The organism is Streptococcus sp. 263_SSPC, assembly GCF_001071995.1.
GTDB lineage: Bacteria > Bacillota > Bacilli > Lactobacillales > Aerococcaceae > Granulicatella.
In genome coordinates this window covers 15917-34350 of the sequence record NZ_JVNU01000020.1, presented here as the reverse complement: position 1 = coordinate 34350, position 18434 = coordinate 15917, and the positions used below count along the sequence as shown (strand labels likewise).

At 40.2% G+C, this 18434-nt stretch carries 14 protein-coding genes and 2 other annotated features; of the genes, 12 read left to right on the top strand and 2 right to left on the bottom strand.

Features of this window, described 5'->3' with window-relative positions; translation table 11 throughout:
• Nucleotides 1–75: 75 nt before the first annotated feature.
• Genes ADH02_RS01785 through ADH02_RS01775 form a run of 3 tightly spaced genes read left to right on the top strand, consistent with a single transcriptional unit; the run spans nucleotide 76 to nucleotide 3908 of the window.
• Nucleotides 76–1707 carry an ATP-binding cassette domain-containing protein gene (locus tag ADH02_RS01785; RefSeq protein ID WP_048782086.1) on the top strand — a complete coding sequence of 544 codons (1632 nt, stop codon included), beginning with the start codon at nucleotides 76–78 and terminating at the stop codon, nucleotides 1705–1707.
• Entirely contained in the window at nucleotides 1704–3269 is a 1566-nt protein-coding gene (locus tag ADH02_RS01780) for an ATP-binding cassette domain-containing protein (RefSeq protein ID WP_048782083.1), read from the top strand. Before ADH02_RS01785 ends, ADH02_RS01780 begins: the two co-directional genes overlap by 4 nt.
• 18 nt (nucleotides 3270–3287) lie before the next feature.
• Nucleotides 3288–3908 carry a sugar O-acetyltransferase gene (locus ADH02_RS01775; RefSeq protein WP_048782081.1) on the top strand — a complete coding sequence of 207 codons (621 nt, stop codon included), beginning with the start codon at nucleotides 3288–3290 and terminating at the stop codon, nucleotides 3906–3908.
• Nucleotides 3909–3957: 49 nt separating this feature from the next.
• Here ADH02_RS01775 and ADH02_RS01770 read toward each other — a convergent pair whose 3' ends face one another.
• Entirely contained in the window at nucleotides 3958–5085 is a 1128-nt protein-coding gene (locus ADH02_RS01770; RefSeq protein ID WP_048782080.1) for a CobW family GTP-binding protein, read from the bottom strand.
• A 142-nt stretch (nucleotides 5086–5227) separates the two neighbouring features.
• On the opposite strand from ADH02_RS01770, the gene ADH02_RS01765 reads away from it, so the two are divergent.
• The 9 genes from ADH02_RS01765 (at nucleotide 5228) to tyrS (ending at nucleotide 16369) form a co-directional block, all read left to right on the top strand.
• Nucleotides 5228–6118: a methyltransferase domain-containing protein gene (locus ADH02_RS01765; protein ID WP_048782078.1), complete on the top strand. Its 891-nt coding sequence runs from the start codon at nucleotides 5228–5230 to the stop codon at nucleotides 6116–6118.
• A 46-nt stretch (nucleotides 6119–6164) separates the two neighbouring features.
• The gene (locus ADH02_RS01760) at nucleotides 6165–7631 is read left to right on the top strand and encodes an SseB family protein (protein ID WP_048782076.1); all 1467 of its coding nucleotides are present in this window, start codon (nucleotides 6165–6167) and stop codon (nucleotides 7629–7631) included.
• 103 nt (nucleotides 7632–7734) lie between these two features.
• The gene (locus ADH02_RS01755; protein ID WP_048782074.1) at nucleotides 7735–9102 is read left to right on the top strand and encodes a hypothetical protein; all 1368 of its coding nucleotides are present in this window, start codon (nucleotides 7735–7737) and stop codon (nucleotides 9100–9102) included.
• Nucleotides 9103–9213: 111 nt separating this feature from the next.
• The gene (locus ADH02_RS01750) at nucleotides 9214–10563 is read left to right on the top strand and encodes an SseB family protein (RefSeq protein WP_048782073.1); all 1350 of its coding nucleotides are present in this window, start codon (nucleotides 9214–9216) and stop codon (nucleotides 10561–10563) included.
• Between the two features lie 348 nt (nucleotides 10564–10911).
• Entirely contained in the window at nucleotides 10912–12120 is a 1209-nt protein-coding gene (gene queG, locus ADH02_RS01745) for a tRNA epoxyqueuosine(34) reductase QueG (RefSeq protein WP_048782071.1), read from the top strand.
• The gene (gene trmL, locus ADH02_RS01740) at nucleotides 12117–12626 is read left to right on the top strand and encodes a tRNA (uridine(34)/cytosine(34)/5-carboxymethylaminomethyluridine(34)-2'-O)-methyltransferase TrmL (RefSeq protein WP_192831702.1); all 510 of its coding nucleotides are present in this window, start codon (nucleotides 12117–12119) and stop codon (nucleotides 12624–12626) included. The genes queG and trmL overlap by 4 nt, the downstream gene beginning before the upstream one ends.
• A gap of 9 nt (nucleotides 12627–12635) precedes the next feature.
• Nucleotides 12636–12791, top strand: a complete 156-nt coding sequence (locus ADH02_RS09500) for a hypothetical protein (protein WP_160312853.1) — start codon at nucleotides 12636–12638, stop codon at nucleotides 12789–12791.
• A gap of 47 nt (nucleotides 12792–12838) precedes the next feature.
• Nucleotides 12839–13038, top strand: a binding site (T-box leader).
• 74 nt (nucleotides 13039–13112) lie between these two features.
• Entirely contained in the window at nucleotides 13113–14804 is a 1692-nt protein-coding gene (gene argS, locus ADH02_RS01735) for an arginine--tRNA ligase (protein WP_048782070.1), read from the top strand.
• Nucleotides 14805–14846: 42 nt separating this feature from the next.
• Nucleotides 14847–15048, top strand: a binding site (T-box leader).
• A 55-nt stretch (nucleotides 15049–15103) separates the two neighbouring features.
• Nucleotides 15104–16369 carry a tyrosine--tRNA ligase gene (gene tyrS / locus ADH02_RS01730; RefSeq protein ID WP_048782068.1) on the top strand — a complete coding sequence of 422 codons (1266 nt, stop codon included), beginning with the start codon at nucleotides 15104–15106 and terminating at the stop codon, nucleotides 16367–16369.
• 905 nt (nucleotides 16370–17274) lie between these two features.
• Here tyrS and lacC read toward each other — a convergent pair.
• Nucleotides 17275–18207 carry a tagatose-6-phosphate kinase gene (gene lacC, locus ADH02_RS01725; protein ID WP_048782066.1) on the bottom strand — a complete coding sequence of 311 codons (933 nt, stop codon included), beginning with the start codon at nucleotides 18205–18207 and terminating at the stop codon, nucleotides 17275–17277.
• Nucleotides 18208–18434: the final 227 nt, after the last annotated feature.

Below are 18434 nucleotides of genomic sequence, written 5' to 3'. Positions count from 1 at the left end.
TTAATTGAAAAAACGTGGAGAAAGTACGAAATCTCCACGTTTTTTGTATTGTGCCTGTTTTATGACGGGAGTATAATGGGATTATCTTATAATTTTTTAGACATTGAAAAATGGGAGAACGAATCAATGAAACAGTATCTGCTCAGGCATAAAGTAGCATCTCTTGTTGTGGTGTTATTATCTTTTTTGGAAAATGCATCCTCTATTATTAGTATTTCGTTGAATGCACCAGCATTTAATGCTTTGGTAAAGGGCGATTTTTCTACGTTTTTAATGTGGAAGTTAGTAGGAATAGCTTTCAGTGGAGTTTATTTGGCATCGTTATATGGATATAATGTGCAACTGAATAAGCTCATCCAAAAAATTAGCATTGAAATCCGAGGAGAAATTGCTGACAGAATCGGTCGTGCGAATTATTCAACAGTGACAGAAAAAGATGTTTCTGCGTACGTTTCATGGTTTACAAGCGATTTAGAGCAATTAGAAGACAATGGATTTGCTGTGCTATTCAATAGTATCGGAAGTGGAATGATGCTGATCTTTGCATTGATTTCTCTCTCACTATTCCATTGGGGATTAGCAGTCGTGACTGTCTTGGTAGCGTTGATGCTTATTTTCACGCCAAAGTGGTTTCAAAAACAAACCAAGGAAGCTACTTCAAATCTATCTGCTGCCAATGAAGAATTTACTACAACTGTTCAAAACTTATTTAAAGGATTCGAAGTGTTTTATACCTCGAATGCAGTGGGACAATTTGTGAAGCGAATTAAAGTCGCTTCAGATGCATTATCAGAAGTTAAAGTCAGTTATCGAAAGAGATTTTCTTTTGTACAATTGTGCATTTCGATACTGAATTTTGTTGGGAAAATTTCAGTGGATGTCGTAGCCGGAATCATGGTGTTTGCTGGAATGATTTCAGTAGGGGCATTTACTGCAGCAGGTTCTCTTACATTTAACTGTTTTGCATCGTTAGAACAAGTCGTTCAACAATTAGTTCAATTAAAATCGATTCATGTTTATTTTGATAAATTCAATAGCTTAGAAGAGGATTCGAATTTACAACCAGAAAACAGTTCTCTGCAACAATCTTTATCATTACGAGATGTATCAGTTAGCGTGAATGGGAATGTCATTGTACAACCCGTGACGTTCACCATCGAAAAAGGGAAGAAATATGCGTTGTTAGGGGATAGCGGCACTGGGAAATCAACATTATTGAATTTCTTAGCCGGTCGAAATCACGATTTCACGGGTGAAGTGATCCTCGATGGAAAGCCTCTTTCTAAGAAACAAATTGTACAGCTGCGCAATATTACTGCATACAATCCTCAGAAGAATCATATTTTTAACGCCACAGTAAAAGACAATATTACGTTATGGGAAAATCGTCCGTTTGAGGAAGAATCTCGTCAAATGGGATTGAATCAATTTACGAATGCTCAGGAAGTTGTGAGTGAACATGGGACTAAGTTATCAGGAGGGCAACGACAACGATTAGCGCTGGCTAGAACGTTACTTGAATCAGATAAGGTGTTATTACTCGATGAAAGTACCGCGAATTTAGATTTGGAGAGTGCGCGAAGTATAGAGGCTCAACTCCTTCAAAATCCTAACCTAACCCTTGTGATTGTGACACATCATTTTTTTGAAGAACATCGTGATTTATTTGATGAAGTGATTTACTTAGGGAAGGAGAAATCATTATGAAGCAGAAGTTATTACAACATCCATCCAAAGTAATGATTCTTCTCGTACTAGTAATCATCAAGAGTCTTTTAACCGTAGCAAATATTGCCATTATTGCATTTGCCATTGACGCGTTAGTCGCATTAAACGCTTGGCAATTTGTAGGAACGCTTGCGATTCGGTTTGCTATGAAAGGCATATTATCGTATGCAGATTTCTTATTCTCCGTTCAACAAGAAAAATTCATTCAATTAGTGAATACGGAATTAAGGGAAGAAATTGCAGAAAAACTTCGTAAGGCGAATTATATGGAAATCACCAAACGTGAATTTCCAGAGTATGTAGCTTGGATGACAAATGATATGGAGAGAATCTCGTCATTGGGACTTCCAATGTTCTTCACGATAACAGAAAGTGTACTAACGGTGCTGTTATCAATAGGAGTTATCCTTACTTATCACTGGTCTATTCTATTGCTTTTAGTGGTATTAATTAGCGGACTTCTTTTTATTCCAAAATTATTCGAACCACATACGAAGAAAGTACTGGAAAGTTATTCTGCAACGCAAGAAAAATTTTCTTCGAATGTTCAGAACTTACTAGAGGGATATTCCGTATTCTATGCATTAAATAAAATGGATACCTTTAAAAATCGTGTCCAATTTGAATCGGGTGCTGTTAAAGATTCGGTAGTTCGTTTAATTCGCGCATTCATGCTCTCTGGAATTGCTTCAGGAGCCGTGAATAGTTTAGGGCAATCATTGAGTGCTATTTTAGTCGGATATCTTGTAGTTAATGGAATTGTATCGATTGGGGTTATGGGAAGTGTCGGTTCATTTACAGGAATCCTTTTCGGCAAAGTCAGCCTAATCGCGCAAAATCTAGTACAGTATAAGTCTGTTCAAGTGTATTTTGATAAATACGAATCCATTCTTCCTGATGAAATGTTACAAGAAGAACTGGAACTGAAGGACTCTCTAGAATTGAGATCTGTAGAAGTAGCGGTCAACGGAAATAAAATTGTGAAACCAACTTCCTTTAAGATTGAGAAAGGAAAAAAATATGCTCTAGTCGGGGATAGCGGAAGCGGAAAATCGACATTATTACATTTCCTTGCAGGAGAAAACAATGACTATTCTGGGGAAGTATTTTTAGATGGAAAAGAACTAACGAAGGAACAAATAGTTCAATTGCGTAGTGCTGTTCACTACAATCCGCAAAAGAATCATTTGTTTAACGCAACTGTTAGAGAGAACATTACATTGTGGGATAACACCAAAGAAATCTCACTTCCTGAAGAACTAGGCATCCAGCAATTCTGCCAATTGGATGATGCGGTTACTGAGCATGGTAGTCAATTATCTGGCGGTCAAAGACAGAGAATTTCTATAGCGCGAGCATTAACGCAACCACATAAACTCCTTCTGTTTGATGAAAGCACAGCGAGCTTAGATATGGAGAGTGCTGCTCGTATTGAGAAAATGATTTTGTCAAATCCAGAACTAACCGTTATAATGGTGACACATCATTTTATCGAAGAGAATAGAAATCTTTTTGATTATGTGATTCAATTGGAGAACTAGCTATAAAGGAGTATCTAAATGAAAACCATGAAAGAACGTATGCTCACAGGAGACTTATATATTCCGTCTCTGACAGAAGGGCTAAGAGACTTATCAATTAAAGGGAAAAAACTAGCGCAACAATACAATCGTTTGGACTTCGATGATTTCGAAGGAAGACGTGCGTTGTTGAAACAGTTATTCGGAAAAACAGGCGAGAAGATTTACATGGAGCAACCCATCTATGTGGACTACGGAGTTCATACAACGATTGGCGAAGGCTTCTATGCGAATTTTGACTGTACATTATTAGATGTAGCGCCGATTACGATTGGGAACAACTGCATGTTCGGTCCGCACGTATCGCTTGTGACGCCAGGACACCCAACCGATGCCGAAACGCGCAATGCGGGTCCAGAATTTGGCAAGCCGATTACAATTGGTAATAATGTATGGCTTGGGGCCAACGTGACGGTGAATCCGGGAGTGACGATTGGCGACAATACGGTCATCGGGTCTGGATCTGTGGTCACAAAAGACATTCCAAGTAATGTGATTGTGGTCGGAAATCCATGCCGCGTCCTTCGTGAAATTACCGAAGAAGAGAAGGCAGAATGGAGACAAAAACACCAAGAGCTATTAGAGGAACTTGGAAAATAAAATAGAAAATGAAGAAGGTCGTCCAAGTAGGACGACCTTTTCGTTTGATTTATTTTTCAGTACAAGCAATAAAGCTTTCGCGTAATTGGTTTTCTGGAAGGTTCTTTCCGATGAAGACCAATGTTGAGCCGCGTTTTGTATCATTCCAATCGCGACCTCTTGAGATATCAAAGCTCATTTGAACACCTTGGAAGATGATTTGGTAATCTAATCCTTCCACGTTCAAGATTCCTTTGTAACGGTATAATTCTGGCCCGTAAATATAAACAAGTTCGTTCAACCATTCGTTAATGTTTGCGAGAACTAATGGTTTGTCAGTCTCGATAACGAATGAGTTAATACCGCTATGGTGGCTATGACTGTGGTGGTGATGATGCTCGTGTTCATGGTCATGGTGGTCATGTTCATGCTCGTGTTCATGGTGGTCATGTTCATGCTCATGGTCGTGGTCATGATGGTGGTGCTCGTGATCGTGGTCACCGTGCGCATGTGTATGGCCACATTCTTCGCAATATTCTTCTTCAGCGTGTTCTTGCATTTCTAAGATTTTCTTTTCAGATGCGTAGAACAATTCAAGTCCGAACATGTCGCTCATATGAACAGGACGTGCGTCAAGGTCTTGGATTTCCGCAAAGGCATTGATGCTACGAACTTCGTTAATCACTTTCGCGTAAATCGTTTCGTCTACTAAGCTATGTTTTGACATGAAAATTTTATCCGCGAATCCAACTTGTTTTGCTGGTTCAGGTTGATGCGCTGTTTGGTATAGGAAGTTTTTAGAATCCACTACCGTTAATACCGCATCTAAGATAAAGTGCTCGTTTAAGAATGGCACGTTAATAAATGTTTGTGCGATTGGTGCTGGATCAGCAAGACCTGTTGTTTCAAATAACACGCGGTCCACGCGAATGCCGTTTTGTTCTTTGACCATTAAGATCGATTTCAACATATCGGCAATGTCTGTACGAAGTGTACAGCAGAGGCAGCCGTTATCCATTTGATAGATTTCTTCTTCAACGTCAAGCACGAATTGATGGTCTACACCGATTTCGCCGAATTCGTTAATGACAACAGCGATATGTTCGCCGTGTTTTTCTTTTAAAACTTTGTTGATTAAAGTTGTTTTCCCAGCGCCAAGGAAGCCGCTGACGATTGTAACTGGAATTTTTTGTGACATAATTCTTCTCCTTCACCTTTTCCATTTTCTTCAAGTAAATTCATTGTAGCACTCTCTTAAAAAATCTCAAAATAGACTGTTTCCAGCATTTGGTTGCGAATGTGCTATACTGAAACAGAGAAAACTAGAAAGAGTGTATCGAATGACAAAACAGGAAGCACCAAATGCGGCCATTAAGAAAATCGATTGGGCCGAGCAATTTATCAACCAACACTTACAGGCCTTTCGTTGCCCGTATTGCCATGAAGCGATGGTTTCTACCGAGAATCATAGCGTGGTTTGCGAAAAGGGGCACAGGTTTAATATCTCTAAAAAAGGCACCTTGCATCTCATGAAGCAAAATGCGAATACGGATTATGATGCAACACTTTTCCAACATCGCTATGAACTGGCGCAGAGTGGTTTCTTTGAGCCTTTATTAGAGGCAATCTTGCCGCATCTTTCGGGAGGCGAAGAGAAGTTTATTGTCGATATCGGATGCGGGGAAGGCAGTCATTTATCGTGGCTATCCAAGCGCGTAAAGGTACCCTTATGCGGCATAGATATCGCTAAAGAAGGCATCCATCAAGCATCGGTTCATTTTGGAAACGATGCGCTATTCTTCTTAGGAGACTTGGCGAACTTGCCATTTGCGGACGAATCCTGCGGGACGCTGTTAAATATTTTAACGCCGTCGAACTACCAAGAATTTATGCGCGTGTTAGCTCCAGGAGGGACGCTCGTTAAAGTCATCCCTGGAAACGAGTATTTGGCGGAGCTTCGACAACAGCTGTATCGTTCAAATCCGGAAAAACAAACGTATTCGAATACGGATATTCTAGAACGCGTGAAGACCGAATGCCCTCAAGTGAAATTTGAAGAAGTGCGCTACACGGTGGATTTGACCGAAGAAACCTATCGTCATTTACTTGAAATGACGCCTTTATACTGGGGAGCAAGCGCCGAAGATAAGGCCTATAGCACCTCTCATCCGCTCTCGCAAGTAACGGTGCACTATGTAGTGGCTATCGTGAAAAAAGCCGAAAACAAATAGGAAAAGTATGGTATAATAAACTTATTAACAAGCAGGAGGCCAAATAATGGGATTCAAAGATTTATTTTCTCGTAAAAAAGAAGAACCGAAAGTAGAAGAAAAAACGGTTCAACCAGAAGAAAAAAAGGAAGAAAAACAGGCAGTTGAGCCTGCTCCAAAAAAAGCTGAAGAAACGAAGGAAACTGAAGAACCACGCGTGTTTACTGTGGGGATTGAATATGTATATACTGTCTCAAAAGATTCACCAGATATGGTTGTTGCTGGACAAGTAACGGGAACCATCAAAGTGGGGGATGAAGTCATTCTTACTAAGATGGGGAGCGATGATGAAGAACCATTTAGAACAGCGGTCTACGGGATTCAAGTCGGCGAAGATCGTGTGATGGAAGCAACGAATACAAAAGCCGTTCTATGGGTGGAAGATGCGACAAAATTCTTCCCATATATCGGAACAGTGCTTCACTCTGAAGGCGTTACTGAGCAGCAAATGTACTCTGCTTATATTAATGCCCTTGGCGAACGTTTTGTTGGTATGGAGGACGGAGTCATCTCTGATTTTGACCGAGCACATTTATCAATCACCGACGTTGCCGAGATTTGGAGACTCTTTTTATGGTACTGCAATGCCAATGCAGAGAAAGACTCGGAAGAAAAACGTGAAGAGAATTTCAACAAACTTCGTACTCTTGTAACAATCGTTCGAGACAAATTATTCCTTTTAGATGGTATTTATGCAGTCTATTCTGTTAAAACAGGTGAACCGTTCTTATTTGCTAAGACATCGACAGAAGATGAGGATAACTATTTAACATCACCTCCAATGATTCACTTGGTAACGAAAGCGAACAAGAAACACTTAAAAGAACGAAATGAAGATACAGAAGACTTAGAACTTCGTTATATCGACAATGGAGAAGATAAACAAGGTATTTTAAACTTCCTCAGAGAGGCCATTTTATTAGATGGAGCACAAGGGGTTCAGATTCTTTCTGAATATACCGCAATTGCAGCAGAAGGCTTAGTTGAAATTCCAAACTATGAAGGAATGCGTGAAGTAGATGTTCCTGTTGAAAACCCAGGATTAGTTCGCTGGATGTTGCTTCTTGGTCAATTAGGAAAACCAGATACTCCTGAAAAAGAATTCCTTCATGAAATGTACTTCTATTTCTTCGGGCAAGAATTATTGAAGGCTAATTTCATCATTCCAATGCGTGCCCATGGAGAAATTCCACAAGCGGATGAAAAAGGCGTTACGAAATTCAAAGACGGCTTCAAGTTTGATTTAGCCATGGAAAAAGGTACAGAAAAGAAACAAGCAATGATGTTCTTTACAGACTGGCTACGCTTCCGTCAAAAATTCGGAGAAGACTGGCAAGGACTCATTCAGCAACTTGATGGTAATCTTGCTTTCCATGATGTCATCATTAATGGAACAGGAAAACCAGAAGCAGGAGTCTATATTACAGAAAGCATCTTTAACAAAATTAAAGAAGCCCACAAAAAAGACGCATAATGCATAAGGACTCACAGTGTGAGTCCTTATTTTTTGTCTCTATATTCGCAAAAAAGCTATGCTATAATGGATTTATCAGCGATTAGCAACGGGAGGAATATGAATGGGATTATTCGATTTTTTATTTGGAAAGAAGAAACAGGATCCGAGTTTTACTCTGGGTAAGGAAGAAGCAGAATCAATCTGTATGCTTGGAGTAAGTGATGTGATTGGTGTTGATGACAACGCTACAGACTTCATCATTGAGGGCTTTGTTCAAGGAAGCCTCAAAGTAGGTGACGAACTTGTTGTTACAAAGATAAGTTGTTTGTCCAAGACGCCTGTAAAAACCGTCATTACATCCATTTATGTTAATGAAGAAGAAGTTCAAGAAGCCTCAGAAAAAATGGTGAAGGTAAAAGTCAAAGATGGGAATAAACTTGGGATTTATAAAGGTACCATGTTGCATTCGGAAACCGTGACAGATACTCAGGTTTACCATGCTTATCGTTTTACAATGGATATCGCTTTTGTAAGGCAACAAGATGGAATACTCACTGAGGAGGATCGTGAAAAATTAGCCGCTTCAGACATTTCGGAGATTTGGAGTTTATATTGGAAGGCCCATCTTGAAGAATTTGAAAGGGTAAAAGAAATAGAACTGAAGGTGGATCAGAGAAGACGAGATTTCTTTAAACTGATTCGAGAAAAACTATTTTTATTAGATGACATTTATGTAATATACTCAACAAAAATGAACGAACCTCATTTGTTTGCTAGAGCATCATTAGATGGAAATAAGGGGATGACTGTTTCACATTCATGGGTTTATCTGATTCCAAGTTCATACATGCATTACCGTAAAGAGATTTATAAGAAAGATAAGAGATATGATTTTAAACGGATTGAAAACGGACCTGAAAAAGAGGGAATTCGTAATTTTCTAAGAGATTTATTTATATATGATGGAGTAGAATCGATTCAATATTTCACAGAAGATACGTTGATTTTTGCAAAAGAATTAATGGACCTTCCGAATTATGAAGGGGTAGATGAAGCAGAAATCCCTGTAACGAATCCGGATTTAGTTAGATGGTTACATCTAACACGTCAATCGAGCGGAATAGACGATAAAGAACAAAAGAATATCGGTTACGGATATTTTTGTATTTTTGCCAAATCTACAAAGACCGCAAAATTTATTGCGCCAATGCGACTTCATGGGTATGACCAACTTCTGGAAGATAATCCACAAACTGCAATCGAACCTAATATTCCTTTTAATTTAGCGATACAACAAGGGAAAACAAAAGAGAAGGCCGTTCAAGTGTATACAGATTGGAAGAGACTCCGTAAACACTTTGGTGAAGAGTATAAAGGATTAGTTGTAACGCTTGATGAATTGATAAAAGATTATGATGTTGTTATTAATCCTGGAGAATATCCGATAGCTGAATTGATGACAGAAGAATTCTTTAATGCAGTAGATTAAATAGTTATAAGAAAAGCAACTCCTTGAGTTGCTTTTTCGTTGTCTCTATATTCGCTAAAAGAGCTATGTTATAATTGAAGTATCAGCGATTAGCAAACGGGAGGAATATGAATGGGATTGTTCGATTTTTTATTTGGAAAGAAGAAACAGGATCCGAGTTTTACTCTTGGTGTTGTTAATTTTTTTAAGGGAGAAGACAATCCTTCAGACTTAATAATTGTGGGTTTCGTGAAAGGAACTATAAAAGTTGGGGACGAAATTGTTGTTACAAAGATGAGTCGTGTGACGGAAACTCCTGTGAAAATAACCGTTCTATCACTTGAGGTTCCTGAAGGCGAGGTTCAAGAAGCTACAGACACAATGGTGATAGCAAGAGTCCAAGATGGGGCTAAACTTGATATTTATAAGGGAACGGTGTTGCATTCGGAAAATGCTCCGGATGCACAACGATATAATGCTTATATTACTGCGCTGGGAATCGCTTTTGTGAATGAACAAGAGGGCAAACTTACTAAAGAGGATTGTGAAAAATTAGCGGCATCAGATATTTCGGAGATTTGGCAATTATATTATAAAGTGCATGCTGAAGAGGCTAAACGATTTGAAGCCAAACAGGTACTATTAAATTATAAAAGACGAGAACTCTATAAATTGATTCGAGAAAAACTGTTTTTAGTAGATGATATTTATGTAGTGTATTCAGTAGAAACTGATGAGCCTTATCTATTTTCACATGCATCAGAAGATGAGAAGGGCTCACTCTCTGTTACAATGCCAATGGCTCAATTGATTCCAAGCTCATACATGCATTACCATAAAGAGATTTATAAGAAAGATGAGATATTTGATTTTAAACGAATTGAGAATGGGCCTGATAAAGAAGGGATTCGTAATTTCATAAGAGACTTATTTATCTATGATGGAATACGTGGAATCCAATATTGTGGTGAAAAAACAACGATTCTTGCGGAACAACTAGTGGATCTTCCGCGGTATAAAGGGATTGATGAAAAAGAAATACCTGTAACGAATCCGAATGTGATCAAGTGGTTATATTTGGCACGTCAATTGGGCAAGCTGAATACTAAAGATAAGAAAACACTCAACCAGGTCTATTTATATCAGTTTTATGAAGCTTTAAAAACAGCAAAATTTATTGCCCCAATGCGACTTCATGGATATGACCAACTTTTGGAAGACAACCCGCAAACTGAAATAGAACCTAACATTCCTTTTGATTTAGCGATGCAACCCGGAAAAACGAAAGAGTGGACACTCAAAGTGTATACGGACTGGAAAAGACTTCGTAAGCACTATGGAGAAGATTGTAAAGCATTAATTGTGACGCTTGATGAACAATTAGAGTATTATGATGTCGTTATTAATCCGGGAGACCATCCGATGGCAGCTGCTACGATTACAGAAGAATTGTATAATGAAGTGAAGAAGAAAACAGTATAAGAAAAGCAACTCAAGGAGTTGCTTTTCCTTTGTTTATAATGCTCTTAAAGTGCATAACAGAAGGATTTTTTTGATGGAAATTCAAATTAACCCGGGGAATGATTAAAAAATTCCAAAAACGTTAGAATTTCTTAACTTTTCAGTTGATTTTTTTTGAGAAAAGCGCTATTATACAAATAATCTTTTGCTCTGTAATTGATTTTGCACGGCAATTGATGTTCGACTAACGTTAACTTTCGCAGTGTTTTCACCGAAGGCTAGCGTTCTTTTTTTGCGCAAAATTTAGACACTTTGTGATAAAAGAGAAGTATAGTACAATAGATAAGTACAAAGGAGAGGAGGTTTTTGATGGATACAGCAGTCTTGAAACAGAAAATTATTGCAAAAAGTAAAGAGCTTGGCATCGATAAGATTGGTTTTGCTTCTGCCGAGCCGTTTACGCACTTAGAAGAGAGCATGCGTCGCTCCAAAGAACTCGGTCATACGACGGGGTTTGAGCATCCAGTGCTTGAAGAGCGTATTTATCCTGAGAAAATCTTCGATACTCCAAAAACGATTATTTCCATCGCGCTAGCATATCCGACACTTCCGAAGAATAAGCCGGAACGTGTGAAGGGTGAGCGTCGCGGAGCCTTTGCGAGGGCTTCGTGGGGGGAGGATTATCACTTTATTCTCTCAAGACGCATGGAAGCACTGATTCATTACATCAAAGAAGAAGTTCAAGACGAAGATTCCCGTTTTAAGCCGATGGTCGACACGGGCGAATTAATCGATGTCCGCGTGGCTGAGCGTGCGGGAATTGGCTTTGTCGGCAAAAATGGACTTCTCATTACGAAGGAATTTGGCTCGTATGTCTATTTAGGCGAGCTGATTACGAATATCGAGTTTCCAACCGATGAAATGGTGGACTACGGGTGCGGCGATTGTACGCGCTGTGTGGATTTCTGTCCGACAGGTGCGCTCCTTGGCGACGGGCGTATGAATGCCATGCGCTGCTTGTCGTATCAGACGCAGACGAAAGACTTTATGCCGCAAGAGTTTCGTAAAAAAATCGGGCATGTGATTTATGGCTGCGACATTTGCCAGCAAGTGTGTCCGTATAATAAGGGGAAAGATTTCCACTTGCATCCTGAAATGGAGCCATCCGTTGAGGAGACACATCCGCTACTGAAGCCGCTCGTGACGATTTCAAATAAGGAATTCAAGGAGCGTTTTGGCAAAATGGCCGGATCGTGGCGTGGGAAGAAGCCGTTGCAACGAAATGCGATTATCGCCCTGGCCAACTACCGCGATAAAACGGCGGTGCCACTGCTGCTTCGTGTCATGAAAGAAGATATGCGCCCTGTGATGAAGGGGACCGCTGCATGGGCCGTTGCAGAAATCGTAAATGAGTCCAATCAAGAGATGATCGATTATTTTAACGAACAAAAAGCAGCAGCAACAAAGAAACTCGAATCGCTCGAAAATCCGTCGAAGGAAGATATCGAGTTAATTGAAGAGTTAGACAAAGCAATTGTAGTCTTACAAGAAAAGTATAGAGAAGAGGCAACCAAATGACGGTGAATCATATCGTATTATTTGAACCACAAATCCCAGCAAATACTGGGAATATCGCAAGAACCTGTGCGGCGACGAATTCGCCACTGCACCTGATTGAACCGCTTGGATTCTCGACAGATGACAAGCACTTAAAACGCGCGGGGCTTGATTATTGGCATGATGTCGATATTACGTATCACAAATCCCTCGAAGCGTTCTTAGAGTATTTAGGAGAACGTCCATTATATTTAATTACAAAATTCGCCAACCATACGTATGATGAGGTGGATTTAGCCCGTGATGAGGAACAATTCTTCATGTTCGGGAAAGAAACAACCGGTCTTCCTGAAGACTTTATGCGTGAAAACGAAGAGAAATGCTTGCGTCTTCCGATGAACGATACGCATGTAAGGTCATTGAACTTGTCGAATACGGCAGCGATTGTTGTGTACGAAGCGCTTCGCCAACAACGTTTTGCAGGGCTTGAGCTTGTGCATACGTATGACCATGATAAATTGAAGTAGGTGACCAATATGAATCAGAAATTATATCAATGTATTGTGTACGCCATTTGTGCGATTGCTTTTGTGATTTTAGCGGTCACTTCGAAGCCCCTCTATGGCATCTGCGCGGCATTATTTGCCATTTCGTCAGTGGTCAATGGGATTCGTTATTTCAAAGAGAAGTAAAATTGCAAAATCGCACTAGTTATGATACAGTGGATGACAGTTAAATAGCAAAATTGATGAAAAAGAGAGTAGTTTTTAACCGAATGTATTAGCGAGTTGGAAGGGTGAAAGCCAACCATTCATTAAAAATGAACCGCACTTTTGAAATGATTATTTGAAATGTAGGATAATCCGGATTCGCCGTTACCGAGTAAAGTGGCTCAATTTGAGCAAGCAGAGTGGTACCACGGGAATTCTCGTCTCTATATGACTGTCGTCGTATAGGGATTTTTTTGTGCAAATGGATATCCGAGTATAAAACCAAAGAAAAGGAGAACAAAGATGAATTATAAGAAAATTGTTGCAGAACAAATCGCAAAAACAGTCGGCGAGCATTTAAGCGTCGATGAAATCGTATCAATGATTGAAGTGCCTAAATATGCGAACCAAGGGGACTTAGCTTTCCCTGCATTTACACTTGCAAAAGTATTACGTAAAGCGCCACAAGCTATCGCGACAGAAATCGTGGAAGCCGTTAGCGATAAGCATATCGAACGCGCAGAAGCAATGGGACCATACGCGAACTTCTTCTTAGAACGTAGCGCTTTTGCTGATGAAGTCTTAAAAGAAGTCTTAGAACTTGGCGCGCATTACGGTGACTGGGATTACGGTCAAGGACGTAAAGTCGTGATCGATATGTCTTCACCAAACATCGCGAAACCAATGTCAATGGGACATTTACGTTCAACAGTAATCGGGAACGCGATTGCGAACCTTGAGAAAAAAGTAGGCTATGAGCCAATTCGTATCAACCACTTAGGAGACTGGGGAACACAATTCGGTAAATTAATCGAAGCGTACAAATTATGGGGAAGCGAAGAGCTTGTAAAAGCAGATCCAATCGCAGAACTCATTAAATTATACGTTCGTTTCCACGAAGAAGCAGAACTAGATCCAACATTAGATGACAAAGGCCGTGCATGGTTCAAGAAACTAGAAGATGGAGACCCAGAAGCCGTTCGTCTATGGGAATGGTTCAGAAGTGAATCATTAAAAGAATTCAACCGCGTGTATGACTTACTCGGCGTGACTTTTGATTCATACAACGGTGAAGCGTTCTATAACGACAAGATGGACGTTGTGGTCGACATGCTTGAAGAAGCGAACTTACTAAAAGTGGATAATGGTGCTACCATCGTAGACCTTGAAAAATATGATTTACCACCAGCATTAATTAAAAAATCAGACGGCGCAACACTATACATGACACGTGACTTAGCAGCCGCAAACTACCGTAAGAATACTTACGATTTCGCGAAATGTATTTACGTGGTAGGGATGGAACAATCAAACCACTTCAAACAATTAAAAGCAGTCTTAAAGGAATTAAACTTACCTTGGTCTGAAGATATCGTGCATATTCCATTCGGACTAATCACATTGAATGGTAAGAAATTATCGACACGTAAAGGAAAAATCATCCTTCTTGAAGGCGTGTTAAAAGAAGCGACAGAACTTGCTTTGAAACAAATCGAAGCGAAAAACCCATCACTTGAAAATAAAGAAGCTGTGGCACACGCTGTTGGGGTAGGTGCGGTTATTTTCCACGACTTGAAGAACGACCGTACAAACAACTTCGACTTCGCGCTGGAAGAAGTGGTGCAATTCGAAGGTGAGACAGGTCCTTACGTGCAATATACACACGCTCGTGCGATGAGTATTTTACGTAAAGCCAACCATACCGTAGATACACAGGCTGCCTTCTCATTAACAGACGATGATGCGTGGGAAGTATTGAAACTCATCGAAAACTATCCAAACGTTGTGCGTTTTGCTGAAGAAAAATGCGAACCATCAGCAATTGCGAAATACGTTATCAACTTAGCACAAGCGTTCAATAAATATTACGCACATACAAAAGTACTCGTTGAAGATGAAGCCTTCAACAGCCGTATCGCTTTAGTACAAACAACAGCAAGCATCCTAAAACAAGGCTTAGCGCTTCTTGGCGTAGCTGCTCCTGATGAAATGTAGTCATTGACATCAAGTAGGATAAGCCGTATACTAAATGCACATATATAAGCAATGAACAAGCGCAGTAGTGGTTGTCCACGGGAGAAAGAAGAGAATTGTCGGTCGGTGCAAGACAATCCCCCACATCCGCGAAGTACACTTGGGAGCTATCCGTCAGGACGTCTCATCCGCGATAAGGATGCTCGAGTGGATGATGTCCTGCATCGTCAACAAGGGTGGTAACACGGTGAAAATCGTCCCTAATAGTCTTTTTGGCTATTAGGGATTTTTTATTTACAAGAAAGAAGGGAAGAAACAAGATGAACATTATCGATGATTTAGAATGGCGCAGCGCCATCAACCAAATGACAGATGAAGAAGGCTTACGTGCCTTAACAAACGAAAAGGCTGTATCCCTCTACTGTGGGGTAGACCCAACTGGGGACAGCATGCACATTGGACACTTAATTCCATTTATGATTCTTCGTCGTTTCCAATTAGCAGGACACAAACCAGTGATCTTAATTGGTGGAGCAACAGGTTCTATCGGGGATCCAAGTGGTCGTACAAGCGAACGTGTGCTTCAATCAATGGAACAAGTTCAACACAATGTCGAAAAACTGACAGCGCAAATGAAGAAATTATTCTTCACAACCGATGAAGACCAAGCGACATTACGCCTTGTAAACAACTACGATTGGACAAAAGATTTATCATTATTAGACTTCTTGCGTGACTACGGGAAGCATTTCAACTTGAACACAATGCTTGCTAAAGACGTTGTCGCAAGCCGCTTAGAAGTGGGAATTTCATTTACAGAATTCTCATACCAAATCCTACAATCAATGGACTTCTTGCATTTATTCAAGACAGAAGACGTGCAAGTCCAAATCGGTGGTGCGGACCAATGGGGGAATATCACTTCAGGTCTTGAATTAATCCGTAAAGTGGAAGGGGCAGAGTCTCGTGCTTACGGTTTAACTATTCCATTGATGTTAAAATCAGACGGTACAAAATTCGGGAAATCAGCTGGTGGCGCTGTATGGCTCGACCCTGAAAAGACAACTCCATACGAATTCTACCAATTCTGGTTAAACCAAGATGACCGCGACGTGATTAAATACATCAAGTACTTCACATTCCTAGACCGCGAAGAAATCGAAGCGCTCGAAGAAAAAGTGGCGACAGAACCACACAAACGTGAAGCGCAAATCCGCCTTGCCGAAGAAGTCACTCGCTTCGTTCACGGCGAAAAAGCCCTAGAAGACGCGAAGAAAATTACAAACGCGCTCTTCACAGGGAACGTACAACAATTAACAGCCGACGAAATCGAACAAGGCTTCAAAAACATGCCAACTTTTGAAAGTTCAAAAGAAAGCCAAAACCTAGCAACATGGCTTGTGGACCTTGGTATCGAACCATCAAGAAGACAATCACGTGAAGATATTCAAAACGGCGCGATTTCAATTAACGGTGAAAAAGTAACCGACCTCGAATTCGAATGGACGAAGGAACAATCTTTTGAAGAACGCTTCGTCATCGTCCGCCGCGGTAAGAAAAAATACTTCTTAGTAGTGTTGAAATAATAAAACGATAGATGATTCTTTCGAATCCTTCGGATTTATTTATCATCATTGTAACGTTGCACCGGCGCAAGCCTCGGTCTTGCGCCTTAAAAGCCTCAAAGAGGGAGTAAGACCAAAGACAAAACAGGACTCACAGTGTGAGTCCTGTTTGCTTTGTAGTCTTACCCCCGCAAAAGGATGATTAGGATTAAGCGAATCACGAGTGATGAAGCTTAATTCAATCATCTACTGCGTCTACCTTATAAAGTACTTTAAGTACGGATTATAAATCCTACGCCCTCTTTTTCATTTTTATGCTTTAACACGTTACTATGATGATAAAATCCGCAGCATTCTCCAGAATCATCCTGTATCTTCTTTATACCTAAAACCACTAAAAAATGATTCTTAACGAATCTGACGATAACGGGCAGTTCACAAACTTGGGAAATAAAAAAGTTTTTAAATAGATTTTTAAACCTGCTATAAACGCCTACACAATCATATTTCAAAAGCAAATGTAAAAAACACAATATAACGTATACGTTATATTGCAAAATAACTTTTTGATCAAAAACCCGAATTTGTTGCCTCTAAAACTCAAGATTTTAGGTAGCTCATTTCGAATGCAAAGCGGTGCACCTTCCCATATAAAACTGCATCCGCTCAATCCCATGAAAGCTCGAGTTGTTTTAAAACAGAAACCGCAGAGTTATCTTCAAGCGGAGAAAAAATAAGATTCCAAAGAATGGGCGGATTTTATAATAACCGTAATGGGGGATAGGATTAAATGCGAAATAGCGGCCGTCAGAAATTTTTTGTACGGCCGCTTTGAGGCTTTGAAGGTGAGAGACTTCGGCTCGAACCGGTCCCCCATTACAGTTATTATGAATAAATCCGCAAGGATTCTTTGGAATCAAATGGAATTATACTTTCTCCACCGTTACCGCATTGAAAATAGCATCGAAGTTATCCATGTTAATAAAGCCCGTTTGAGCTTCCATGGCATTGAGCGTACCTGCAGTCACAGCAGTTTTTAAAATGGTCTCGCTGCTTTCGCCTTTTGCAATCGCATGCGCTAACCCAGCAATCGTTGAGTCTCCAGAGCCAACAGGATTCACGGCGTTGACTTTGGGGATGTTGACTTGATAAAAGACCCCTTCGTGTTTTGCCAATGCGCCTTTTGACCCAAGCGAAACAACCACCCAATCCACCCTGTCAAATAGCGGAGAGTTCAATTGTTCCTTCAATTCTTCCACCGTTGTTGCTTCAGGAACCCCTAGTAATCCAGCAAGTTCTTCTTGGTTTGGCTTAATTAAAGCAGGCTTTGTAGCAGCTTCGAGCGCAATCTTCAATGTCTTTCCAGAAGTATCTAAAAGCACAGGAATGTTGGCTTTAGCAGCTTTTTCAATAATCGTTGCGTATAAATCGTCGTCCATTCCAGCAGGCAAGCTCCCAGAAATCGTGATGAGATCGACTTCTTTTAATAAGTTTTCAAAGTGTGCGAGGAAACCTGCTTGTTCCTCTGGCGTAATCGTAGGACCAGCCTCTAAGATTTCCGTTTGTGATCCTTCGTGTAGGATGGCAATACAATTACGAGTTTCCGATTGGATCGGATAGAAGTCATTTCGCAAGCCAACCTCATCCAGTTTTTCTTTAATAAAAGCTCCAATATGGCCCCCGAGTAACCCTGTTGCTAACACCGGCGAACCGAGCTGTTTGAGCACGCGACTCACGTTTAGTCCTTTCCCTCCAGGCGTTTTGCTCACCTTTTTTGTACGATTGACTGTATCAATCTTTAATGTGTCAACGGTATATCCGATATCGACCGCCGGATTCATCGTCAATGTTAATATCATAAAAATAGCTCCCTTCTATTTTTTCAAGATACGTTAAATATACCATATTTATCGGGAGTTGAAACCGTTTGTAACAAAACTTTTTTCGTGTGTCATAAAGAGGAGTGTGGAAGAGTTAAAAAACAGAAACCCACTCCAAAAATCGACAAAAATTCACATTTTACCCTGTAATTTTTCACAAAAAATAACCATTTATGTATCAAAAAGGTCAGTCGTTCGGGTTATGT

What these genes read in the sequence shown, in the direction of transcription:
- ADH02_RS01770 (WP_048782080.1), bottom strand. Translation starts at nt 5,085, where the DNA reads ATGTCACAAAAAATTCCAGTTACAATCGTCAGCGGCTTCCTTGGCGCT.
- argS (WP_048782070.1), top strand. Translation starts at nt 13,113, where the DNA reads ATGAATTATAAGAAAATTGTTGCAGAACAAATCGCAAAAACAGTCGGC.
- ADH02_RS01780 (WP_048782083.1), top strand. Translation starts at nt 1,704, where the DNA reads ATGAAGCAGAAGTTATTACAACATCCATCCAAAGTAATGATTCTTCTC.
- ADH02_RS09500 (WP_160312853.1), top strand. Translation starts at nt 12,636, where the DNA reads ATGAATCAGAAATTATATCAATGTATTGTGTACGCCATTTGTGCGATT.
- tyrS (WP_048782068.1), top strand. Translation starts at nt 15,104, where the DNA reads ATGAACATTATCGATGATTTAGAATGGCGCAGCGCCATCAACCAAATG.
- queG (WP_048782071.1), top strand. Translation starts at nt 10,912, where the DNA reads ATGGATACAGCAGTCTTGAAACAGAAAATTATTGCAAAAAGTAAAGAG.
- ADH02_RS01760 (WP_048782076.1), top strand. Translation starts at nt 6,165, where the DNA reads ATGGGATTCAAAGATTTATTTTCTCGTAAAAAAGAAGAACCGAAAGTA.
- ADH02_RS01765 (WP_048782078.1), top strand. Translation starts at nt 5,228, where the DNA reads ATGACAAAACAGGAAGCACCAAATGCGGCCATTAAGAAAATCGATTGG.
- ADH02_RS01755 (WP_048782074.1), top strand. Translation starts at nt 7,735, where the DNA reads ATGGGATTATTCGATTTTTTATTTGGAAAGAAGAAACAGGATCCGAGT.
- ADH02_RS01775 (WP_048782081.1), top strand. Translation starts at nt 3,288, where the DNA reads ATGAAAACCATGAAAGAACGTATGCTCACAGGAGACTTATATATTCCG.
- ADH02_RS01750 (WP_048782073.1), top strand. Translation starts at nt 9,214, where the DNA reads ATGGGATTGTTCGATTTTTTATTTGGAAAGAAGAAACAGGATCCGAGT.
- lacC (WP_048782066.1), bottom strand. Translation starts at nt 18,207, where the DNA reads ATGATATTAACATTGACGATGAATCCGGCGGTCGATATCGGATATACC.
- trmL (WP_192831702.1), top strand. Translation starts at nt 12,117, where the DNA reads ATGACGGTGAATCATATCGTATTATTTGAACCACAAATCCCAGCAAAT.
- ADH02_RS01785 (WP_048782086.1), top strand. Translation starts at nt 76, where the DNA reads ATGGGATTATCTTATAATTTTTTAGACATTGAAAAATGGGAGAACGAA.